This window comes from Nonlabens tegetincola (assembly GCF_002954355.1).
Taxonomy (GTDB): Bacteria; Bacteroidota; Bacteroidia; order Flavobacteriales; family Flavobacteriaceae; genus Nonlabens; species Nonlabens tegetincola.
In genome coordinates this window covers 378,534-399,070 of sequence record NZ_MQVV01000012.1, presented here as the reverse complement: position 1 = coordinate 399,070, position 20,537 = coordinate 378,534, and the positions used below count along the sequence as shown (strand labels likewise).

Here is a 20,537-nt window from a genome sequence, read left to right as displayed (position 1 = left end):
TTTCAGCAATTAGTGAAAGAATATACAATTGTTAAGTTTTCTACTTCTGAAAATTTCATAAAATATGGGCGTTGATACTTGACAAAATTGAACTTGAGTTAAACGCTAATAGTGTAATTTTTGAAAGAGGTAAATCTTTTTATGCGTTGTTTGATAAAAATTATATTTCTAATGTTGATTTATCAAAACAACTTGAAAAAATTGAAGATGGCGACAAACTATCTTTTAAGATTTTAAATAAAACTGAACTTGAGTTGTTAGAAACTCATACACTCTCTCAATTATTAATTAACTCAATAGCAACGCCAAACCATAAAAGACTAACATTTAACAATCTGACTGGAAAACTTTATTTATTCACTCCAAATCATTTAAAAATTAGTAAATCAAAAGATAAAGAGCAGATTTTTAAAATTGTAGGCTTAGAGTTTTATATTGCCCCTAATTGTTGTTTACAATTAAACGTAAAAACATTTTCAAGTGTTTTACTTAGTAAACAAATGGATTTTTCAAAAAAGAAACTCAAAGAATATCCAAAGTATACTTTTGTTCATTCAACTAACACACTCAAACGTGTTTTACCTAGCGAAAGTATTAAAGGAGAAAATCTATACATTTTAAAACAGACTTCAAAAAAGGGTTCATTAGAAAAAAATAATATTCCATTTTTAGATTTTAGTAATCTAAATGAATTTAAAAATAGTAAAATAGGAATGCTATCAGATGTTTTTGATAGCATTAAAGATAAACTATCCAACTATTTAAGTATTGAATTTAAAAGTACTGTAACTAATAATGTAATTCGACATTCAAATACTTTTGATTATTCTAAAATAAACGAAAGCATTTTTTTAATTGATGGTATCAAAGATGAAAACTCTAACGAACATCTTGAAAGTATTAAAGAAGAAATTGAAACTCATATTCCAAATTCAAAAATTGAATTATCTAAAAAAGAGAACAAAATGGGTTATAATGTTAAGCTAATCCATAATAAGAATTTTTATCAAAAATACGAACAGAAAGACCCATATAAAACTTCTTATAATATCCAACATATAACTTTTGAAGATTTCAAACTAAACTCAAAAGCAAGTATCAAAGCAATTCTTAAAGAATTAGTAATTAAAAATGATATTGAGAACAAAAAAATATCAATAATTGATTGGTCTAGATATAACTACAAGAACAAATGGATTTTTGGCATTAAAAGTAATAACGATTTCTACTTCTTGACCATTGAACCTAATGGACTTTTGAGCTATGAAAAATTCGAATCAGATTTATTTAATCAAAATGAATATTATGAATTATGTTCAATTTATGATAATGACAATAATATTGAATTTATTGTAAAAGACGATATTGGAAACATTAATATTACAAAGCGAACCAACAACTTTACACTTCCAGAATATGAAAAAATAAATGATACTTTAATAAAAGAAAACTCTAAAATAAGTATCAAAAAAGATTTAGCATTATCTATAGTGAATGAAGTGTTTGAAAATGAAAAAGTTATAGAATTCGAAAACGAAATTAAACAAATTGAGAACTGGAATAAGGAAAACCTACTGAATTGTTTCAAAAACAGAAATGATAAAAAATCTTTGTCAAAAAAGTTAAGAAGGAAACAGGAGAAGTATTAAAGTCTTATTTTAGAGATAAGTCAAGGTATGAAATTTTAGATAGTCAGTTAGATATTCATTCTTTTAAGGAAAACGAAAGAAATTTTTATTTTGTTGGTATAAAAGGAAAGGGAATTCAACAATCTATATCAAGAGCTTCAGTCATTAGAGAAATTGAAACTTACGGAAATTCTGAATATGTTTTTGACAAAATACTTCCTCTTATGAATGTAGACTTTGTTAAGAATGGAGATTTGACAGTATTACCATTTCCAATAAAGTATCTAAGAGAATGGAAAAATACTAGGCACAACAATGTATAAAAATAATAGCGGTTTAATCGCTAAAACGAAATAAAGTAAATTAAAAAAGGTCTGCGTTTAACCGAAAAGTTAGCGGTTCAAAATCCGCTACTATTCTTATACTAGACCGTTGCTGGACGATACCTACGGTCGTTCAGACCATTTCGCTAGCGCTCAATTCTCTCCTGAACTTATAAGTTAGATCCACGCGTGTCTTCCTCTCGCAAATTGCGTTTGCTCGTCGGAGACAAGTCGCTGTAATTTGCTTTTATCTAACTATATTTATAACCTAAACAACTAAACACTAACCAGCGTTACTGGTACCGTCAACAACTACGGTTATAGCAAATTTGTGCATTCCTCTCATGCCGCTTTCGCGAAAGCGCAATCGTCGGATGCAAGAATGGCTACCGTACACTCTAGAATGCTGCGCATTCTGTGTGAACTCGCCATAACCTGTGCGTGTTGTACTTAATTAAAGTATGAGAGCAAAAGAGATTCTAATCAATATTATAGCAATATGTACTATTGTCATTTTGCCACATGCTGAGCTTATTCCATTATTCGGATATAGCATTCCCATTTTATTTTTTGTCTGGATGGTTTTGAAATATTCTAAAGAGACTTTTTCTGACATTGGCTTCAGCTTTAAGCGATTTAAAAATAAACTCAATTTTAATCGGAACCCTTGTTGCAGTTGTCTCATTAAGCTTTATGCAATTGGTCTTTTTTCCAATTCTAGAGTATTTTATAACCTTTGAAGATCCAGATATTGGGCTTTATGACTTCATAAGAGAAAATAAATGGCAATACTTTTTCACATTAATAATGGGATGGTTAATAGGTGGATTATATGAGGAAATTGTTTTTCATGGATTCATCTTTACACGTTTAGAAAAAATTTTTCAGAGCGCATATTCCACGCATATAAGTTTCGCTCTGACTGCCTGCATATTTGGCGCTTATCATTTCCAACTAGGTACTTTGGGGCTTATTAATGCATTAATAATAGGATCTGTATACCTTATACTATTCCTATTATTCAAAAGAAATTTATGGTACTCAATTATTTGCCATGGTGTTTATAATTCAATTGTAATGACAATGATTTATCATGAATATTTATAGACAAAACAACTAAGTACAACAATATATATAAGCCATTAAAACGGCTCATATACTAACCGTTGTGTATAATTAAAAAATCACGTGTCATAAGATTATCCAGATTAAATTATTATATCTTTGATACTATCAAATGATAGTATCACAAATGAAACCACCTTACGAAATAACATCTTCCATTTTAAAATTAATAACTTCTATTTCAGAGAAAATAGGAGAAGTAAATGCTAATTTATTAAACAGACCTTCACCTAAATTGAGAAAACAGAATAGAATCAAAACTATTCATTCTTCGTTAAAAATAGAAGGAAACACACTTACAGAGGAACAAATTACTGCACTTCTTGAAAACAAACGAGTTATTGGACCTAAAAAAGATGTTATTGAAGTTTTAAATGCAATCAAAATCTATGAAAATTTAGAAGATTACGATCCTTCTAATGAAAAATCTTTTTTAAAAGCACACCAAAACCTAATGCAAGGTTTAATCGAAAATTCTGGAAAATATAGAAATCAAAGTGTCGGAATTGTAAAAGGCTCTAAAATTGAGCATTTAGCACCATCATTTGAAAATGTGCCATACTTAATGAAAGACCTTTTTGAATATTTGAAAAAATCTGATGAAATTGAGTTAATTAAAAGTTGTGTCTTCCATTACGAAATGGAGTTTATACATCCTTTTTTGGATGGAAATGGTAGAATGGGAAGATTATGGCAAACTTTAATTTTAATGGAAAAATATCCAATATTTGAATTTTTACCTTTTGAAACTTTAATCAGTAATGACCAGGAAAAATATTATCAAGCTTTGGCTGAAAGTGATAAATCTGGAAAATCAACTAAGTTTATTGAATATATGCTTAATGTAATTGACATTTCAATAAGTCAGCTATTAGATTTTAATAATCGGACGTTAAATGAAAAAGATAGATTGGAATATTATGTTTCATTAAATAATATAGAATTTACAAGAAAAGACTATATGGATATTTTTAAACACATTTCTTCAGCAACTGCGAGTAGAGATTTAAAAAAAGGAGTTGAATTAAGTTTATTTGAAAAAATAGGAGAAAAAAACAAGACAATCTACCGTTTAAAATAACTAGGTACTACAACGTATATAGTTTATTGCTAGTTCTCGCCTCCTTCTGAAAATCCTCACGGATTTTCTATTCGGTATTTACTTGCTAGATTTAGTGCTTAAACCACGCAACTACTCATAGCATAGACCGTTGCTGGACGATACCTACGGTCGTTCAGGCCATTTCGCTAGCGCTCAATTCTCTCCTGAACTTGTAGGTTAGATCCACGCGTGTCTTCCTCTCGCAAACTGCGTTTGCTCGTCGGAGACAAGTCGCTGTAATTTGCTTTTATCTAACTATATTTATAACCTAAACAATTAAACACTAACCAGCGTTACTGGTACCGTCAACAACTACGGTTATAGCAAATTTGTGCATTCCTCTCATGCCGCTTTCGCGAAAGCGCACTCGTCGGATGCAAGAGTGGCTACCGTACACTCTAGAATGCTGCGCATTCTGCGTGAACTCGCCATAACCTGTGCGTGTTGTGTGTCATTTGAAAAATGATTGAGAAAGCTAAAAACATATTGAATAAAAAACACCTTTTGATTACTGGAAAATCGGAAACTGAAAGGCGGAAATTTATTAATGACTTGATTATAGGAGTGAATTTTGAGGTGTTTCGCTTTCCTTCAAATATGAAATTATTTGATGAATATTATGATTTCATAAAAAAGGAAAAACTATATGAACCTTGGTATGATGCAAAAAGCTATAATGGAAATCAAATTTTAGATTTTCATTGGGATTGGATATCTGAAAATAATTCGCTGATTATTATAGAGGAGTTTGGACAGATGGAAGAAGGATGGCGGATTGAATTATTAAGAATCTATTTAAATGAGATTGAAAATCGAAAAAAAGGCGAAAAGAAAATCCATTTAATTATATCGCAAGAAACTGAAAATGGTCTGACGGAAAAGCTTGCTAAAGTTATTGATATTAGAGAAAATGAAAGACGGACTGAAAAACAAGTTGTCCAGCAAAATTTAGAAATTATAAATATTTAAGAATAAAAAACGAACACACAACAACAGCTATAGTTCATTACGGCTGAAATTCCTAATCGGAATTTCAAGCCTTTTTGCTAAATTTATGGTTACGGCGGAATGATACTCGCGTACCATTCCGTAACGAAACCATAGCCAAAACCGCTTTAATAAAATACTCAAACCGATAAATGAATTTTATTTTAAAAATATGGATTTGGATAACGTTCATTAGGAATAAAGAAACACTACCAACAGAATCTAGAATTGATAGCCCAAAAATGGAATATGAAACGATGTCTGATGCGTTTATTTGGGAAGATGAAGGATTATGGGAAAGTCGAAATCATCATTTACAAGACGCATTTAAATATGTTTTAAATCATAGAATGAATTTAATTGTAGGACCTGATAATAATGTCGGATTTATGCGCTCTAAAAAATTTGATAAATCGATTTTTAGAATGGCGAAAAAGTTCTTTCCAACCTGGATTGGATTTAATAACTCAAGATGTTCATATAATTCTGAGCTTGCGGACAGAATATTGAGAATTAAAAAAGTTGAGAAATGGAGATTTGACAAACTACTCAATGAATGAAAATTAAAGTGCTAAAACTAACACCGTATAACCGCAATTACGGCGGATTCGACTACGTACAAATCCACTCGGAATTGCTAACGTCTGTGCCTAACCGAAAATTAACGCATATAAACCCGTAACTGACGGTTATATTAGACCGTTAGCAACAACCTAAAATGACATTACGCAAAGGAAAAATAATCGGAATATTAATTGGAATAGCAATATTGATACTATTCGTTATTAAAATTCTTCCTGGTTTAATGTTTGCCTCTGCAATTCCTGAACCTCATAGTGTTGATTTAAATAAAGGAACGGCTTCAAAATTTATAGCCGATTTAGAAAATTATGAGAAGATTTTTGAACTAGATGACTGCCAAAGGTATACTAAACGGATTAATGGAATTTCAGTCCGAATGAATGAAAAAGAAACCGATGACGAATATGGAACTTACTACAAACTCATTCTGCAAGACCAAAGCATTGACGAAGAAGTTTTTGAAAATTTCAGAAAATATCTAGAAGAGTCTGAATTGAGAAGTTACCAAAAGATTGATGATTATTCTCTTTTTGTAGTTGATGGGTTTTTAGATAGCATTTGGGGATATTTATATCTTCATTCTGATAGAAAACTAGGAACTGAATATTTTAATGTTGACCATTATACAATTAAAGTAATCGAAGATTTAGGAGATAATTGGTATAGAATTGCGGGAAGTTAAAAGGCAGTTGCTAACAATGTGTATAATTCATTGCTAGTTCTAGCCTACTTACGAAAATCCTCGCGGATTTTCAGTTTAGTGTGTACTGGCAAAGTTAAGTGCTTAAACCACGCAACTACTCATAACCCAACCGATGTAGCACATTAAAAAAACAATGAGACAAAAATTTCTGATAATATTTATTCTCTTCTTGACTTTGGGTTCTTGCGACTGTCAATACCATTTATCGGGAGTTGTTTTGGACAAATTGACAAAGAAACCTATTGAAAATGTTGCTATAGGGAAAATGGACACAAGCGACCTGAACAACTCATTCAATAGAAAAACAATGACAGGTGAAAATGGAGACTACGAAATTTATGGGTTTGCAGGAAGGTGTAATGAAATAACAATGTTCTTTTCTAAAGACGGTTACGAAACACAAAAAATCATTTTCCCAAATAACTCAACTGATACGATTTTACTGCAACCTACGACCAAACTAGAAACTGCATTATTTGACTACAAGAAAGGCTTTGAAATATTGGAACTTGAAAAATCGAATGACTATCCTTCCTCTGACAAGGACACAACAGCTTGCAATAATTGGACTTTAAATAAATTCGAGATAGAAAGTATAATTCAGCAATCAAAACCAATTAGTGGACCGGAATGGCACCATTTATTTGGACATTATCCGTGCAGAATTCACGGGAAATTACTGCAAGGTTCAATTAAATTTGAGTATTCAATTAATAGTGGAGCTTGGTTTACAGTAAGTTCACCAGACACGACTTTGATGTTTGGAAGTTTTAAAGAAGAGAATAATAAATATTTCCTTGACTCTACATGGACAGAGGATGAAATGGAAGAATAAAAAAGCTATGCATAACAATAAACCTAGCTGAGAACCAAGTGTTTTTTTCAATTGGCTTCTAGCATAATTTGGATCATGACATAATTCCTATTTCATTATTCAATAGGCTCATTTTCTCAATCCTCACTCCTACTTTATAAGTATGGAATTCAATATATTTGAGAAAACTAATTACTAACCAAACCAATAGCTACCGTACACTACTGAACACTACGCATTCTGCGTAAACTCGCCATAACCTGTGCGTGTTGTGTGTCATTTGAAAAATGAAAACTAAAACTGCGATATTAATTTCATTCTTTATCATTTTAATTAATTTGATAAATGGACACTTCTTTGCTCCAAATGGAATTACATATACACCCATTGCATTATCCGCTATGACACTCGTTATGACTTTGGGAGCAAAGACTTTGAAACCAATAAGTTTAAGTGGAATTATAACAGGATTTATAATTCTGCATGACGTTGGAATTAAACTTTATTCAGGTGGAACGCATGACAGAGAAGGACTCGGATGGATTCACACATTATTATTTATAGGATTGGTTCTTTCCTATTCGATACTTCTGTTCGGAATCTTTAAAAGAAAAGAAGCTGAATTGAAAGAAAAAATAATTGCAGCTTTGATTTTACCCGTAGCAATTTCAATCCACTTATACTTCTTCACTGACCTAGGACTAGGACGACATTATTGGTATGAATGGAATAATTAAAATAAAAAACGACACGCCAACAATGAACTAAGCTAAGAACCAAGCGTTTTTTCGACTAGTTTCTAGTATAATTTGGATCATGACATAATCCTAATTTCAATATAAAAAATACCTGTTTTCTCAATCCTCACTACTACGTTATTAGTATGGAATTCAATATATTTGAGAAAACTAATTACTAACCAAACCAACAGCTACCGTACACTCTAGAATGCTGCGCATTCTGCGTGAACTTGATATAAACTGTGTGTGTTAGCCACAAGCTATGAAAAGCCAACCGCACAAACAGCACATTTGGTTTTTGCCGACACAAAAGCCAACGCTCAAAAAACCAAAAGTGTTGTTTTCTGCCTTTGCGCTAAATTGAAAATGAGAAAAACCGTAATGGAATAACAATTATTCTTTTTATTTTGACAACCTGAAAGAAATGAAAATATAAATGATAAAACCAGAAAATATAGATGAGATTTATTGACTTGTTCGCAGGTCTTGGAGGCTTTCACAAAGCGCTTCACGAACTTGGACACGAATGTGTATTTGCCAGCGAACTTGATTATAATCTTAGACAAGTTTATCAAGACAACTGGAATATCGAAGTTCACGGCGATATAAAAAAAATAGTGGAGGAAGAAATTGATACTATACCACCGCACGACATACTTTGTGCTGGATTCCCTTGTCAACCATTTTCGAAAGCTGGAAAACAACTTGGTCGCTCTGATGACCGTGGAACTTTGTTCGACGAAATCGCAAGAATTTTAGAGCATAGAGAGCCGACTTATTTCATTCTTGAAAATGTTCCTTTTATAGCAAAGCACGATAATGAGGAAACTTGGGAATATATGAAATCAAAATTGGAGGAATTAGGATATGAAGTAAGCCACGAAATATACTCACCTCAGGACTTTGGAATTCCGCAACATAGACAACGTATCTTCATAGTTGGGTCTTTAAACGGACTTGAGCACTTTAGTTTTGAATCAATTGATGCCCAAAAGGCTGATGAAATTAATATATCGAATTTCATAGATAATAATTCAAATAAAGCTAAACGACTTCCGAAAGTCAAAATCGAATGTCTTGATATATGGCAAGAATTTCTATCCGATATTCCGACTGAAATAAAAATTCCAGGATTCCCTATTTGGAGTATGGAATTTGGCGCAACTTATCCTTTCGAAGACACCTATCCTCATCGAATGACAAAAAAAGAACTTGCACAATACAAAGGAAACTTTGGTGTCTCATTGGATAATATGCCTGTTAAAGAACAAATGCAAAATCTACCAAGTTATGCAAGAGTGACCAAAAAATTCCCTGAATGGAAAAAGAAATACATAAGAAAGAACAGAGATTTCTACAAAGAGAATAAAAAGTTTATCGATAAGTCTATTCGCAAAATTTCAAGTCTACCTTCACAAAGTTGGCAAAAACTGGAATGGAATGTGGGAGATAGTGAACGAAATATCTACAATTATTTTCTTCAATTTAGAGCGTCTGGAATAAGAATAAAACATCCTAATTTTTTTCCATCATTGGTTTGTACAAATACACAAAAACCGATAATAGGGTGGGAAAAAAGATATATTTCACAAAATGAGGCTCTAAGATTACAATCTTTGGAAGGTATCAGATTACCTGAAAACGATAATGCAGCTTTCAAAGCTTTAGGAAATGCTGTCAATTCATTAATTGTTAGACTTATTGCTACTGAACTGATTCAAGAGGTTTTAGATGAAAGAGATGAAAACAATATCATTGAAAGACAAAGACCTCAATGCGTAACCACTACTTCCCAAATCCAAATATGAGCAACAAAGTAAACATACGACCAAACGTATCCATGCTATCAGTTCTCAGATACCTTGAATACGAAACTTGGTTTGCCTTAGCTGAATTCGTGGACAATTCGATTGCAAGTTGCCTCAAAAACGAAATTGAATTAAAAAAACTTCACGGAGATGGATACCAACTCGAAGTTTATATTGAAATCGACGACCCAAACAATAAAATCACAATAAGAGATAACGCAGCTGGAATTGAAGAGGAAAACTATTCAAGAGCCTTTCGAGCTGCTGAAATTCCTGCTGACACTTCTGGTTTGTCTGAATTTGGTATGGGAATGAAGTCCGCTTCGTGCTGGTTTTCTGACTACTGGACAGTAAGAACAACTGCGATTGGAGAGAAAACTGAGAAAACTATCAGTTTTGATATGGACAAAATTTTTGAGGATAAAATAGAGGAACTTGAATTTTCTTCCAAGCCAGTTAACTCAAATCATCATTATACAGTTATTGAATTAACTAATGTCAATAAAATTCCGAGAAGAAAAGGCATAGGAAAAGTCAAATCACATTTGACAAGCATTTACAGAGAATTTATTCGCAACGGAACTCTGAAGTTATTTATTAACAATGAAGAACAAAAATTTCGTGAGCCAAAGATTCTAAAAGTACCGATTTATACAGAACCAGAGAGCAAGCCAATACTTTGGAAAAGAGAAATCGATTTCCCCATAGAAGATGGCTTAAGTGTTAGAGGTTTTGTAGCCATTCGAGATAAAGGGTCAACCAAAGAAGCTGGCTTTGCATTATTCCGAAGAGGAAGAGTTATTGAGGGAAGTTTTGATAATGGCTTTAGACCGCAATTTATTTTTGGCGCACCAAACAGTTATCGTTATCAAAGAGTATTTGGCGAATTGCATTTAGAAGGCTTCGATGTATCCTTTACCAAAAAAGGTATTCAATGGGACGAAAATCTTGATATTTTTCTTCAACTTTTAAAAGACGAACTCAGTACCGACGAATTTCCATTGCTCAAACAAGCCGAAGAGTATCGTGTTCGAGCAAAAGATAAAGACTATGAAAAGTCTGGAACAAAAGCTCTTGATAACACCGTAAAAGATTTTGAAGAGAAAGCACCAAAAGCAATTCAAGAAACATTTGATAGTGAGAAGGAAGATGAAGACGCAGATGAAGAATTAATTGAAACCGAAAAGGCAATTCAAAAGGAGTTTGAGGTAAACTTCAACAATGCGAACTGGAAAATTTATATTGAACTCTCTTATGACCCATCATTAAATGAAATGATACAAGTTGGTCGTCATTTGATTCCAGAAAATAAGATAGTTGCAGATTCAAGAAATATTGGAATAAGATTGTCTTTAACACATACCTTTATGGTACAGTTTGCTGGAACTGATAATCAAAAAATTGAACCTATTTTGAGAATGGCAGCTGCATTAGGTTTGGCAGAATTGATTGCGAAAGAGAGCAGAGCAACGACACCAGGAGAAATCCGCAGAAATTTCAACGAATTAATTACGAAATTATCAAGTTAACGAAGTATGGCTGAGACTATAGAAATAACTGGCAATCAAGAAAGCAATAATAATGCGAAATGGAATCCTTTTGTAGGCACAGAAGTGCACAAATTAATAGAGTTAAAAGGGTTTACAGACGCAAAGAATCAAATTGATGAAGCAGGAAACCAAATCATCGATGAAACACATAAAATTCTTGAAATGTGTGGAAATCCTGATGAAAGTAATGTCATTGAAACAGGTTTAGTTCTTGGGTATGTGCAAAGCGGTAAAACCTTGTCTTTTACAACGCTTACTGCGATGGCAAGAGACAACAATTATCAGATAGTCATTATTATTGCTGGTACTTCAACACCTTTGTCTGAGCAATCATATAAAAGAATGCTTAAAGACCTACGAATTGAAGAGCGAAGAGACAGAAAATGGAAAATTATAAAAAATCCAGAAAATCCTAACCACATAAATTCTATACAGCAAAGTCTTGAAAAATGGCAAGACCCTACCCTACCTCGTGAAAGATGTTCTACGGTATTGATTACTGTTATGAAACAGACACATCGCCTTCAAAATTTAATCAATGTGATGCGTAATCTTAACTTGACGGACGTACCAACATTAATTATCGATGATGAAAGCGACCAAGCGAGTTTAAACACAAGAGCAAGAGCAAATGCAAGAGCTGGCGAAAATGTTAATGAAGGCGATGCTTCAACAATTTATAGGCGAATAAACAGTCTTAGAGAAGTTTTCCCTCATCATACTTTACTACAATATACAGCAACGCCTCAAGCCAATTTGTTCATTAATATATGGGATAGACTTTCGCCCAATTTCATTAAACTATTAACACCAGGTTCTGGATATACTGGTGGTAGAACTTTTTTTATTGACAATACTGAGTTAGTACAGGAAATTCCAACAAATGAAATTCCAACTAATCAAAACCAAGTAAGTCAAATCCCAAACAGCTTACTCAGCGCTTTAAGAATTTTCTTTTTAGGTGTAGTTGTCGGAAGAATAAAAGACGACCAATTCAACCGAACAATGCTTGTACACCCATCAAGACTAACTGCTGACCATACGGATTATTATAATTGGATAAATGATGTTATTGGTAGTTGGACACGATTACTGGAAAGCAATGATGATGAAGAAAAAGAACATTTGCACACAAGTTTTAGAGGTGCTTATGACAATCTAAATTTGACAGTTCAAGATTTGCCAAGGTTTGAAGATTTACTTGAAGATAATCAATTACTTCACGCAATAAAATATACGCGGTCTATGTTGGTTAATGCTTCACGAGGGAAAACACCACAAATTCCTTGGCGTGAAGAGTATTCGTGGATTCTTGTTGGTGGTCAGGCAATGGATAGAGGTTTTACTGTGGAAGGTCTCACAGTTACCTATATGCCACGTAGCTTGGCAACTGGCCAAATTGATACAACATTACAACGAGCTCGCTTTTTTGGTTACAAGGGTGATTATATTGGATTTTGCAGAGTTTGGCTTGACTCACAGAACATTTCTGCCTTTCAAGAAATAATCGAACACGAGGAAGACGTTAGGCGAAGATTAACCGAATACGCAGAAAACAATAGGCATCTTAACGATTGGGAACGCCAAGTAGTAAAGCACAGAATGCTTCGATTGACCAGACCCAATATTATCTTTGATGATTTAGACCGTGACTATCTTGGTGCGGAGTGGTTTTACATCAAAGCACCACACGATACCGATAGATATATTGAAGAGAACAAAACTGTTATCTCTGAATTCAAAAGCAGAAACATCCACGAATTTCAAATTAATGATGGACACGAAAATAGAACACCAAACCAGAAACATCTGTATGCAGAATTGCCTATCGAATTAACTTTGGAACACCTATTAAATAAACTAAAATTCACAAAAGAAACAGACAGTCAGACATTTTCAAGTTTGCAAGGACTGTTAACCGCTTATTGCAATGAAAATTCTAATGAGAACTGTCTGGTTTATGTTATGAGTGCAGAAAAAGTTGGAGACGAAATTTTTCAACCTATCAGAAAACGTAGATTGAAAGCAAATGATGAAGTACAGCAATATTTCCAAGGTCCAAATCCCGCAAGACAAGGATTTGCTCGTGGAGAAATATATGCTGGCGATAGAAGCATCAGAGATACCGAACGTCTCACAATACAAATTCATAGATTGGAATTGACCGATGAAAACGATAATCCGATTACAGATTCAGATGGTCAAATTGTGTATCAAGATGTGCCAAGTATTACAATTTGGATTCCAGAGAGTATTGGAAAAGACATTATTAGACAACCAGCCAATTCTCTTTAGTAACGATGATTAAAGAATTTACTACGCTTGAAATACCTTCAAAAAATGGTTCTATCTTTAATGCTAAGAGATTAGAGAGATACCCTTTTGCCAAAATTGGAATCAATCAATCTGGATTTCCTTCTATTCTTATCGATTCCACAAGTGATAAAACATTTCTGAACCAAAAGAATATTCGTCTTGAATATCTTGAGCTTTTACACAATCTGGAATGCAAAGTAACAGAAGAGGACAAAACTCAATACCAGAACTACACAATCATTTTATTTAAAAGTAAGGAGTTTACATTACAAAAGTATTTTTTGGGTATCGTGGATAATTTACTTAGTGAACTTTCTAAAAACCCAAGCCAAAAAGAGATTTACAATATTTTCAATGACTTTATTGAAATTTTTAAAGCTATATCAAGTCCACCGAAAACGACTGTTCAAGGTTTGTGGTGTGAATTATTGCTTATTGAAACAAGCTTGAAACCTCAAATACTTTTGGAATATTGGCACAATAAGCCCGAAGAGAAGTTTGACTTCAATGCTGACCAAGAAAAAATTGAAGTAAAAAGTTCAAGTACGCTGGAACGTAAACACATATTTACATCTGAACAACTCAATGCAGAAGATAGAACGACGATTATTATCTCTTCTATATTCGCAAGACAATCGTCAAATGGAAAAAGCATAGCAGACTTAATTGAATCAATCAAAGATAGAGTTGGAAGTGAGACGCTCATTCAAAAACTGTTGAGAATCGTAGGTGGAACTTTGGGAAATGTACTCGAACAAGGTTTAGCAGTAAGTTTCGATTACGAATTAGGAAAAGATTCAATCAATTTCTATGATAGCTCAACAGTTTCGAAGATTGAAAGAATAAACATTCCAAGTAAAGTAAGTGAAGTGAAATTTAAATCTGATTTATCTGAAATTGAGACGGTAAATCCCAAATCAATTTCGAATGGGATACTATTTTCTGGATTATAATGCCAACGCTTGAAAAACGGAATGAAAAAAGCCAGTGCACAACAATCTAGAAAATAATAGCGGTTTAATCGCTAAAACGAAAGTAAATAAATATAATAAAGGTCTGTGTTCAACCGAAAAGTTAGTGTCTTTTTAGACGCTACTTTTCATAAACAAACACGTTGCTGGACGATACTTACGGTCGTTCAGGCCATTTCGCTAGCGCTCAATGCTCTCCTATTCCTAGCGTTGCTCGAATTCCAATTAGTGGTTACTTTTCCACGTTTTCGCGAAAGCGAAAAGAATAGGAAGAAACTAATAGGTTTTGGTATTTGAATGCATGACCTATACTCGCTTTACTTGCTTACACAATAAGCAGACAACGGTTTTAGGATTGTATTTTTAAGCGGTTTGATCAAGAGCAATGTGCAAGGGAATACGCAGTGTAATTACGGTACCGGTTTCTACCAGTGTATCTATCGTAAAGGTGGCTCCTATCTTACTGGCGCGATGCTTCATATTGGATATTCCATTACCGCTGGATACTGCTTCTACTTGAAATCCTGGTCCGTGATCCTTGATAGTAAAGATTAATTGATCTTGTTCAATCACCGAGTGTATCTCAATAGCAGTGTGCGCGTATTTTACGGCATTGTTTAGGGCTTCTTGTATTATTCTGAATACGTGCATGCCCATCTCTGAGGTAAAGGTGACATTGGCGTCATTGACTAATTGTGTGGTAATGACTGGCTCGTGCTCCTCTAAGGAATTGAAATTTACGACAACGGCATGAATGCGTTCATTTATTTTATCCAGACTAATGTCGTTTAAATTCATGGCCCAAATGGTGTCTCTAAGCTCGGCAATGGTGGATCGGGTAAAGGTTCCTAAACCGCTTAATTTATCTTGTATGATAGGTTGGGTGTTTTTAAGGGCATAGGCTAGATTGTCTATGGTACTGATGATATAGGTGAGTTGGGAACCTATGTTATCATGCAGATCTCTGGAAATACGTAAACGTTGTGTTTGTAGTTTGTTTTGGGTTTCTATTTTGGCAAGAGCTAGTTCTAGTTCTTTTTCTTTTTTTAATTGGTGGTTTTTAAGTTGTTGTTGTCTGTAAATCACAAATCCTATTAATCCCAGTATAAACAGGGCTGCAATACTGAGGTAAAGCATTTGATTTTGCTTTTGGATTTTCAATTGATTTTCGGCAATTACGGCGCGTTGCAAGGTGATTTCTTGCTCTTTTTCGGCGGTTTTGTATTTTTCAAAATAGTCTTGGGCTTGGTCTGACCTGCGTTCGTAATCGAAACTGTCTCTAGCTTGCAAAACTTGTGCATAGGAACGAGCGCTTGCTCTATAGTCTTTTAAGCCGGCCTCAATACGTGCTTTGATTTTGTAGGCTTCGGCTGTGTTTTTATAATCGGCTGAGTCTTGTAGAGCGATAGATTCATTGATGGTCGTAAGGCCTTTCTTGTATTGCTTGTCCAGAAAATACAACTCGGCCAAGACTTGTAAATTGTTTGAGGACAATCTTTTAAATCCAGAAGCTTTGTACATTTCATTGGCCTTAATGGAGTAATGCAAGGCGCTATCTAGTACATTTTTTCTTCTGTAATCAATGGCTAGGTTTTGATAGGCGATGGCTAGTCCTCGTTTGTCACCAGATTTGAGCTTGGCATCAATGGCTTTATAGGTGTAATAGCGCACGCTATCGGGCTGATTTAATTTTGAAAACGCCGTGGCAATATTAGAATAACTCGCTCCTATTCCATAGGAATCCTGACGTTGTATCCTAGATTTTAATGATCTTTTATGGTATTCTAGCGCCTCGTCATAGCGGCCTAGGTCGTATAAAATTAAACCTATGTTGTTTTGAGCACTGGCCAATCCATAGGTGTTTCCTAATTGTTTGAACAAGGTAGAACTTTGAATAAAGTCTTGCATAGCAGCCTCGAGCTCGGTACGGTTCCATTTGACTAATCCTATATTGTTGTAAGCTCCTGCCAGTGAAACCGTATCTTTATTAATACTGGCGATTTTGAGCACTTGGTTATAGAGTTGCAACGCACTGTCTGTTTTACTGATCACGTCGTAGTAAATTCCCTTGCGCATTAAGGATTGAGCATGCAAGTAATCATGCGGTGGTTGTGCCGTTCTATTGATAGTGGTATCGGCTAGTGCCTTGGCAATTTGCGGTTCTCTATAAACGTACACAAAAAACTGTTTGTGCAAATGAATAATGGCTAAACTATCGTTGGGCTTTGCTGCTGCTAGTTGCAACAAGCTGTCTAGTTTAGTTGGGTTAGATTGTTGTGCGGTGGTTACTCCGGTACTGGTAAGCAACAGGATTATAAAAAGATAGAGCAGTCTTTTCATGTGCTATATGATATTGTGTTTACGAGCTTTACTTACTGCTTCTAACTTACTGTGTACTTGTAGTTTTTTGTAGATATTTTCAATATGCTTGCGCACTGTACTGGGTGAAAGTATCAGGTTTTTTGCAATTACAGTATAGGATAAACCGCTAGCTAATTGTTCTAGTACTTGTTGTTCTCTTTCGCTTAAAGCGAAATCCTCCTTGTGCTCACTTAGATTATTAAGTTGTTCTGGTGAACGTAATAGTTTTAAGGTTTTTAAGGCTATCGCTGGATTCATTGCTGCGCCACCGTTTAAGGTTTGAAGGATTCCTGCATGTAATTTATCGGGATCAACATCCTTGAGCAGGTAACCGTCGGCGCCAGCTCTTATCGCATTGAATATATTGCTGTCGTTGTCAAAGACCGTAAGCATTACTATTTTTATGTGAGGATAACGCTGTTTTACGAGTTGTGTAGCTTCAATGCCATCCATTACGGGCATTTCTATATCCATAAGGATAAGGTCTATCCGACTATTTTGTTCGAGTTTTTCTAATAAATCCTTACCGTTTGTCGCGGTTAACCGCACCTGTATGTCCTCAAAAAAGCTGAGCTTTTCCTTTACAGCGTGAATTAAAAAGCTGTTATCATCTACTATGGCGGTTCTTATTTTCACTACAGTTTAAATATACTAATTTTTACCAGCGGTTATACGCATCCTTACACAAGGCAATTAAAAAATTATTTTGCAACCTGGCTTGATCCAGCAACTTAGACTTTGCTTTCAATTGTTTGTAAAGGGATTTACGCCATGCGTTTTCCAATAAAAACAAAGCGATTACTAGGATACTCACGCAACAAACAAGACAGATTAAACTCATAGGAATGTACCTGGCTTTACCGGCTATCAAAACTATTTTTACAATCATAGCATCAAATAAATGTTGAATATCCTAGGTAGTTCACTCCAATTGCAATGATTAACAGGAACCAAACCAACTTGTCTAAATACTTATTTTGCTTCCTCCTATCTTTTGACTTCGCTTTGTATAAATACGATGTGATTAAAAGTAGGAATCCCAAAATTAGAAAAGGAATACTGGTTATTAACGCTAGATAAAACAACCATACATAACCCATAACTGCACTCCAAATTACCATACCTAAACTAATCGTTCTTAAAAGCAATACTTTATCCTTGGGCTGGCTGGTCGTTGTATAAATAAATACAGGAATAGACAACGAGCTTATCAGGCCCAGAACGATTAAAACAGATATCAAACTATTCGTTTTTAATTACTTCTAAAGAACGCTTTACATTAAAAGTTTCATCACAAATATGGAACTGCACACTTTCGTCTTTAAATATTTCAATTTGTGAAATAATACTCATTGCATTCAAGGCATAATCCATGGAAGTATCAGAATAATAAGTGGGATCAGTAACCATTTTAAGATTAATGATGCTGTCTTTTATAACTTGAAAACTCACAGTGCCATTCTTGCCATACTCCAGGCTATCTAACAACACCGACAAGCTTAGAGCTTGATTCTCTAATTCATTGGGCTTGTAGTATACTTCTACTCCACCGGTTTGCACCTTGGGACCATAACCGTTCAAGTCACATGAAGTAGTGAGTACAACTAGAAAAATAACGAGTATATAATTTCTCATGACATCAAATTCAATGAATCAAAATTGACTTAATACCTGTGATTATTCAATAAGGCAATTGACTTATTCAAGTTTAAGGATGTGACACACGAGCTTGTAAAAATTCATACAGTACTCTGGATTGAGGCTCGGCCTTTTTCTTACCCAACCTACCTAAAACGTAAAAGGCAATCCATAATAACACTATTACAACCATGCCTATCACAGGAAGTCTCTTAGAGGCACCGACAACGACATTGGTATAACACCATATAGCAGCAGCCAGAAAACAACCAGCTAGTACAAAATGTAGGAACATAAAAAATGTCCAGGCAGTAGGATTGGGACCAAAGGTTCCCTTTAGCAAGGTTTGATTATCGTCAGTTTCTTCTGATTCAATATGAAGATGCGGTGACCAAAAGTGTCTTTCTTCTTTATTGATCTTGATAAAGATATGACCGTCTAAAATGGAAGTATAGATGGTAGATGCTGTTCCTGGTGTAGTTTGTAATCGCTTTATAACTTCAGTTACAGGCATGGGAACAACAAGTTTAAACCTGGGACGTAAAACAACCTCATTTTGTAATTTCATTGTATTGATACTGAATAGCCTAACTAAGTTACGCAATTTTACATCATCAAAACCCAAAATGGAATTTATCCGCCTAAAGGCATACTTTTTGTATCTTTGTAACCATGAAATTGATCTATCAAATAAAAGCTGTTTTTTTAGCTTTACTTGTCCTTGCTTCTACGCAAGGATTAGTGATTGATCAACATTTTTGTGGTAGTTTTCTAGTCGATACTGCCGTTAATCATCAGGCTGACTCATGTGGAATGGATTCCATGGAAAAGTCAGGTTGTTGTTCTAACGAACAAATCGTAGTTGAAGGTCAGGATGAATTACAGCTGCAAGTGGCAGCATCCTTGGACTTTCAATTTATTCTGCCTAGTCTAGAACATTCCTATGACTTCATCTATCAAGCACCCTTAGTTGAACAAAAGACAGCGCTAGGTTTTCTAGAGGAATCACCGCCATGGAAACGGCACGACCTCATCATACTTCACGATCAATTTTTAATTTAAAGTATCGGTTTTTAAAACTAAAATTTTAAAAATCAACACATTACTTTAAATTAATCATATAATGAAAAACATCATTTTAGGAGGTTTTATCTTGTTGTCTAGTTATCTAGCTACAGCACAAGGACCACCTATAACTGCCGATAAACCTATCATGTTAGGCGGCAAAAGCTTTACAACAAAAACACTAATTGAATACCGACAAACTGAGCGTGGATCTGTTCTATACGCTCCAGTCATGTTGCATTATTTACCTACAGCAAACTCACTGGTAGCGCTGCATGTACCCTTTACCATTTATGATCTACAAGATCAATCGGGCAATGGTCTAGCAGATTTAAAGATCATGGGGAAATATCAATTCTATCGTAAGGATGGAACTGGTAAAACCTGGCGTATGGTTGCCAAAACATTGCAAACGCTTCCTACAGGTAAGGAAATTGATGTAATGGATATAAGCACAGGTAAATATGCTGGATATTACGGTATCGTTTCTGGAATCGAGACCTTAAAATACGGTATCAGTACTGAGATTGGTTACAACTGGATGCCAGATGGTACTCTAGATGAAATGCGAGCAAAACTAGGTTTTGGTTTGCCCTTATTAAAGCCACAGTATCCCAATAAACAACTCAATCTATATTTTGAATACAGCAGCCATTGGTTGCACGAGCGCAATTGGTACCAGCTACTCTATGCGCAAGGTATTCAATACGCTCGCAAGAACATCACTTTTGACCTAGCAGTACAGCTGCCATTGGTTCAGGAAATTGATGATAATCGAGCCCTTAATTACTCTGTGTTTTTAGGAACACGTTACACTTTTTAAA

Annotated in this window: 19 protein-coding genes; 14 read left to right on the top strand and 5 right to left on the bottom strand. The window is 34.4% G+C overall.

Annotated elements, in window-relative coordinates; translation table 11 throughout:
* Window positions 1–71: 71 nt before the first annotated feature.
* From BST93_RS05695 to BST93_RS05685, 3 genes are all read left to right on the top strand, one after another.
* Window positions 72–1,649, top strand: a complete 1,578-nt coding sequence (locus BST93_RS05695; protein WP_105018412.1) for a hypothetical protein — start codon at window positions 72–74, stop codon at window positions 1,647–1,649.
* Between the two features lie 995 nt (window positions 1,650–2,644).
* The gene (locus BST93_RS05690; protein ID WP_146104984.1) at window positions 2,645–3,058 is read left to right on the top strand and encodes a CPBP family intramembrane glutamic endopeptidase; all 414 of its coding nucleotides are present in this window, start codon (window positions 2,645–2,647) and stop codon (window positions 3,056–3,058) included.
* 145 nt (window positions 3,059–3,203) lie between these two features.
* A complete protein-coding gene (locus BST93_RS05685) occupies window positions 3,204–4,157 on the top strand; it encodes a Fic family protein (protein WP_105018410.1) in 954 nt (317 codons plus the stop codon).
* A gap of 363 nt (window positions 4,158–4,520) precedes the next feature.
* Here BST93_RS05685 and BST93_RS14165 read toward each other — a convergent pair whose 3' ends face one another.
* On the bottom strand, window positions 4,521–4,679 hold the full coding sequence (locus BST93_RS14165; RefSeq protein WP_181072552.1) for a hypothetical protein: 159 nt from the start codon (window positions 4,677–4,679) through the stop codon (window positions 4,521–4,523).
* Between the two features lie 3 nt (window positions 4,680–4,682).
* Here BST93_RS14165 and BST93_RS05680 point away from each other — a divergent pair, with 3 nt between their 5' ends.
* From BST93_RS05680 to BST93_RS05640, 9 genes are all read left to right on the top strand, one after another.
* Window positions 4,683–5,147 (top strand): hypothetical protein, encoded by a 465-nt coding sequence (locus BST93_RS05680; RefSeq protein ID WP_146104983.1) that lies wholly within the window; start codon window positions 4,683–4,685, stop codon window positions 5,145–5,147.
* Between the two features lie 170 nt (window positions 5,148–5,317).
* Complete coding sequence (locus BST93_RS05675) at window positions 5,318–5,725, top strand: hypothetical protein (protein WP_105018408.1); 408 nt, start codon at window positions 5,318–5,320, stop codon at window positions 5,723–5,725.
* A 158-nt stretch (window positions 5,726–5,883) separates the two neighbouring features.
* On the top strand, window positions 5,884–6,429 hold the full coding sequence (locus BST93_RS05670; protein WP_105018407.1) for a hypothetical protein: 546 nt from the start codon (window positions 5,884–5,886) through the stop codon (window positions 6,427–6,429).
* 154 nt (window positions 6,430–6,583) lie between these two features.
* The gene (locus BST93_RS05665; RefSeq protein ID WP_146104982.1) at window positions 6,584–7,285 is read left to right on the top strand and encodes a peptidase associated/transthyretin-like domain-containing protein; all 702 of its coding nucleotides are present in this window, start codon (window positions 6,584–6,586) and stop codon (window positions 7,283–7,285) included.
* Window positions 7,286–7,551: 266 nt separating this feature from the next.
* The gene (locus BST93_RS05660) at window positions 7,552–8,001 is read left to right on the top strand and encodes a hypothetical protein (protein ID WP_105018405.1); all 450 of its coding nucleotides are present in this window, start codon (window positions 7,552–7,554) and stop codon (window positions 7,999–8,001) included.
* A 461-nt stretch (window positions 8,002–8,462) separates the two neighbouring features.
* The gene (locus BST93_RS05655; protein WP_105018404.1) at window positions 8,463–9,812 is read left to right on the top strand and encodes a DNA cytosine methyltransferase; all 1,350 of its coding nucleotides are present in this window, start codon (window positions 8,463–8,465) and stop codon (window positions 9,810–9,812) included.
* Entirely contained in the window at window positions 9,809–11,341 is a 1,533-nt protein-coding gene (locus tag BST93_RS05650) for an ATP-binding protein (protein ID WP_105018403.1), read from the top strand. Before BST93_RS05655 ends, BST93_RS05650 begins: the two co-directional genes overlap by 4 nt.
* 6 nt (window positions 11,342–11,347) lie before the next feature.
* Window positions 11,348–13,657, top strand: a complete 2,310-nt coding sequence (locus BST93_RS05645) for a Z1 domain-containing protein (RefSeq protein ID WP_105018402.1) — start codon at window positions 11,348–11,350, stop codon at window positions 13,655–13,657.
* A gap of 5 nt (window positions 13,658–13,662) precedes the next feature.
* The gene (locus BST93_RS05640) at window positions 13,663–14,631 is read left to right on the top strand and encodes a PD-(D/E)XK motif protein (RefSeq protein WP_105018401.1); all 969 of its coding nucleotides are present in this window, start codon (window positions 13,663–13,665) and stop codon (window positions 14,629–14,631) included.
* 381 nt (window positions 14,632–15,012) lie between these two features.
* Here the strand turns inward: BST93_RS05640 and BST93_RS05635 are convergent, their stop codons facing one another.
* The 4 genes from BST93_RS05635 to BST93_RS05615 all read right to left on the bottom strand — a co-directional run bounded on the left by BST93_RS05635 (window position 15,013) and on the right by BST93_RS05615 (window position 19,216).
* Complete coding sequence (locus BST93_RS05635; RefSeq protein ID WP_105018400.1) at window positions 15,013–16,989, bottom strand: tetratricopeptide repeat-containing sensor histidine kinase; 1,977 nt, start codon at window positions 16,987–16,989, stop codon at window positions 15,013–15,015.
* 3 nt (window positions 16,990–16,992) lie between these two features.
* Window positions 16,993–17,646, bottom strand: a complete 654-nt coding sequence (locus BST93_RS05630) for a response regulator (RefSeq protein WP_105018399.1) — start codon at window positions 17,644–17,646, stop codon at window positions 16,993–16,995.
* A gap of 606 nt (window positions 17,647–18,252) precedes the next feature.
* The gene (locus tag BST93_RS05620; protein WP_105018397.1) at window positions 18,253–18,645 is read right to left on the bottom strand and encodes a hypothetical protein; all 393 of its coding nucleotides are present in this window, start codon (window positions 18,643–18,645) and stop codon (window positions 18,253–18,255) included.
* A 73-nt stretch (window positions 18,646–18,718) separates the two neighbouring features.
* Window positions 18,719–19,216: a GTP-binding protein gene (locus BST93_RS05615; protein ID WP_146104981.1), complete on the bottom strand. Its 498-nt coding sequence runs from the start codon at window positions 19,214–19,216 to the stop codon at window positions 18,719–18,721.
* A gap of 104 nt (window positions 19,217–19,320) precedes the next feature.
* Between BST93_RS05615 and BST93_RS05610 the strand changes: the two genes are divergently transcribed.
* A complete protein-coding gene (locus BST93_RS05610) occupies window positions 19,321–19,710 on the top strand; it encodes an HYC_CC_PP family protein (protein ID WP_042279816.1) in 390 nt (129 codons plus the stop codon).
* A 61-nt stretch (window positions 19,711–19,771) separates the two neighbouring features.
* Window positions 19,772–20,536, top strand: a complete 765-nt coding sequence (locus BST93_RS05605) for a hypothetical protein (protein ID WP_105018395.1) — start codon at window positions 19,772–19,774, stop codon at window positions 20,534–20,536.
* Window position 20,537: the final 1 nt, after the last annotated feature.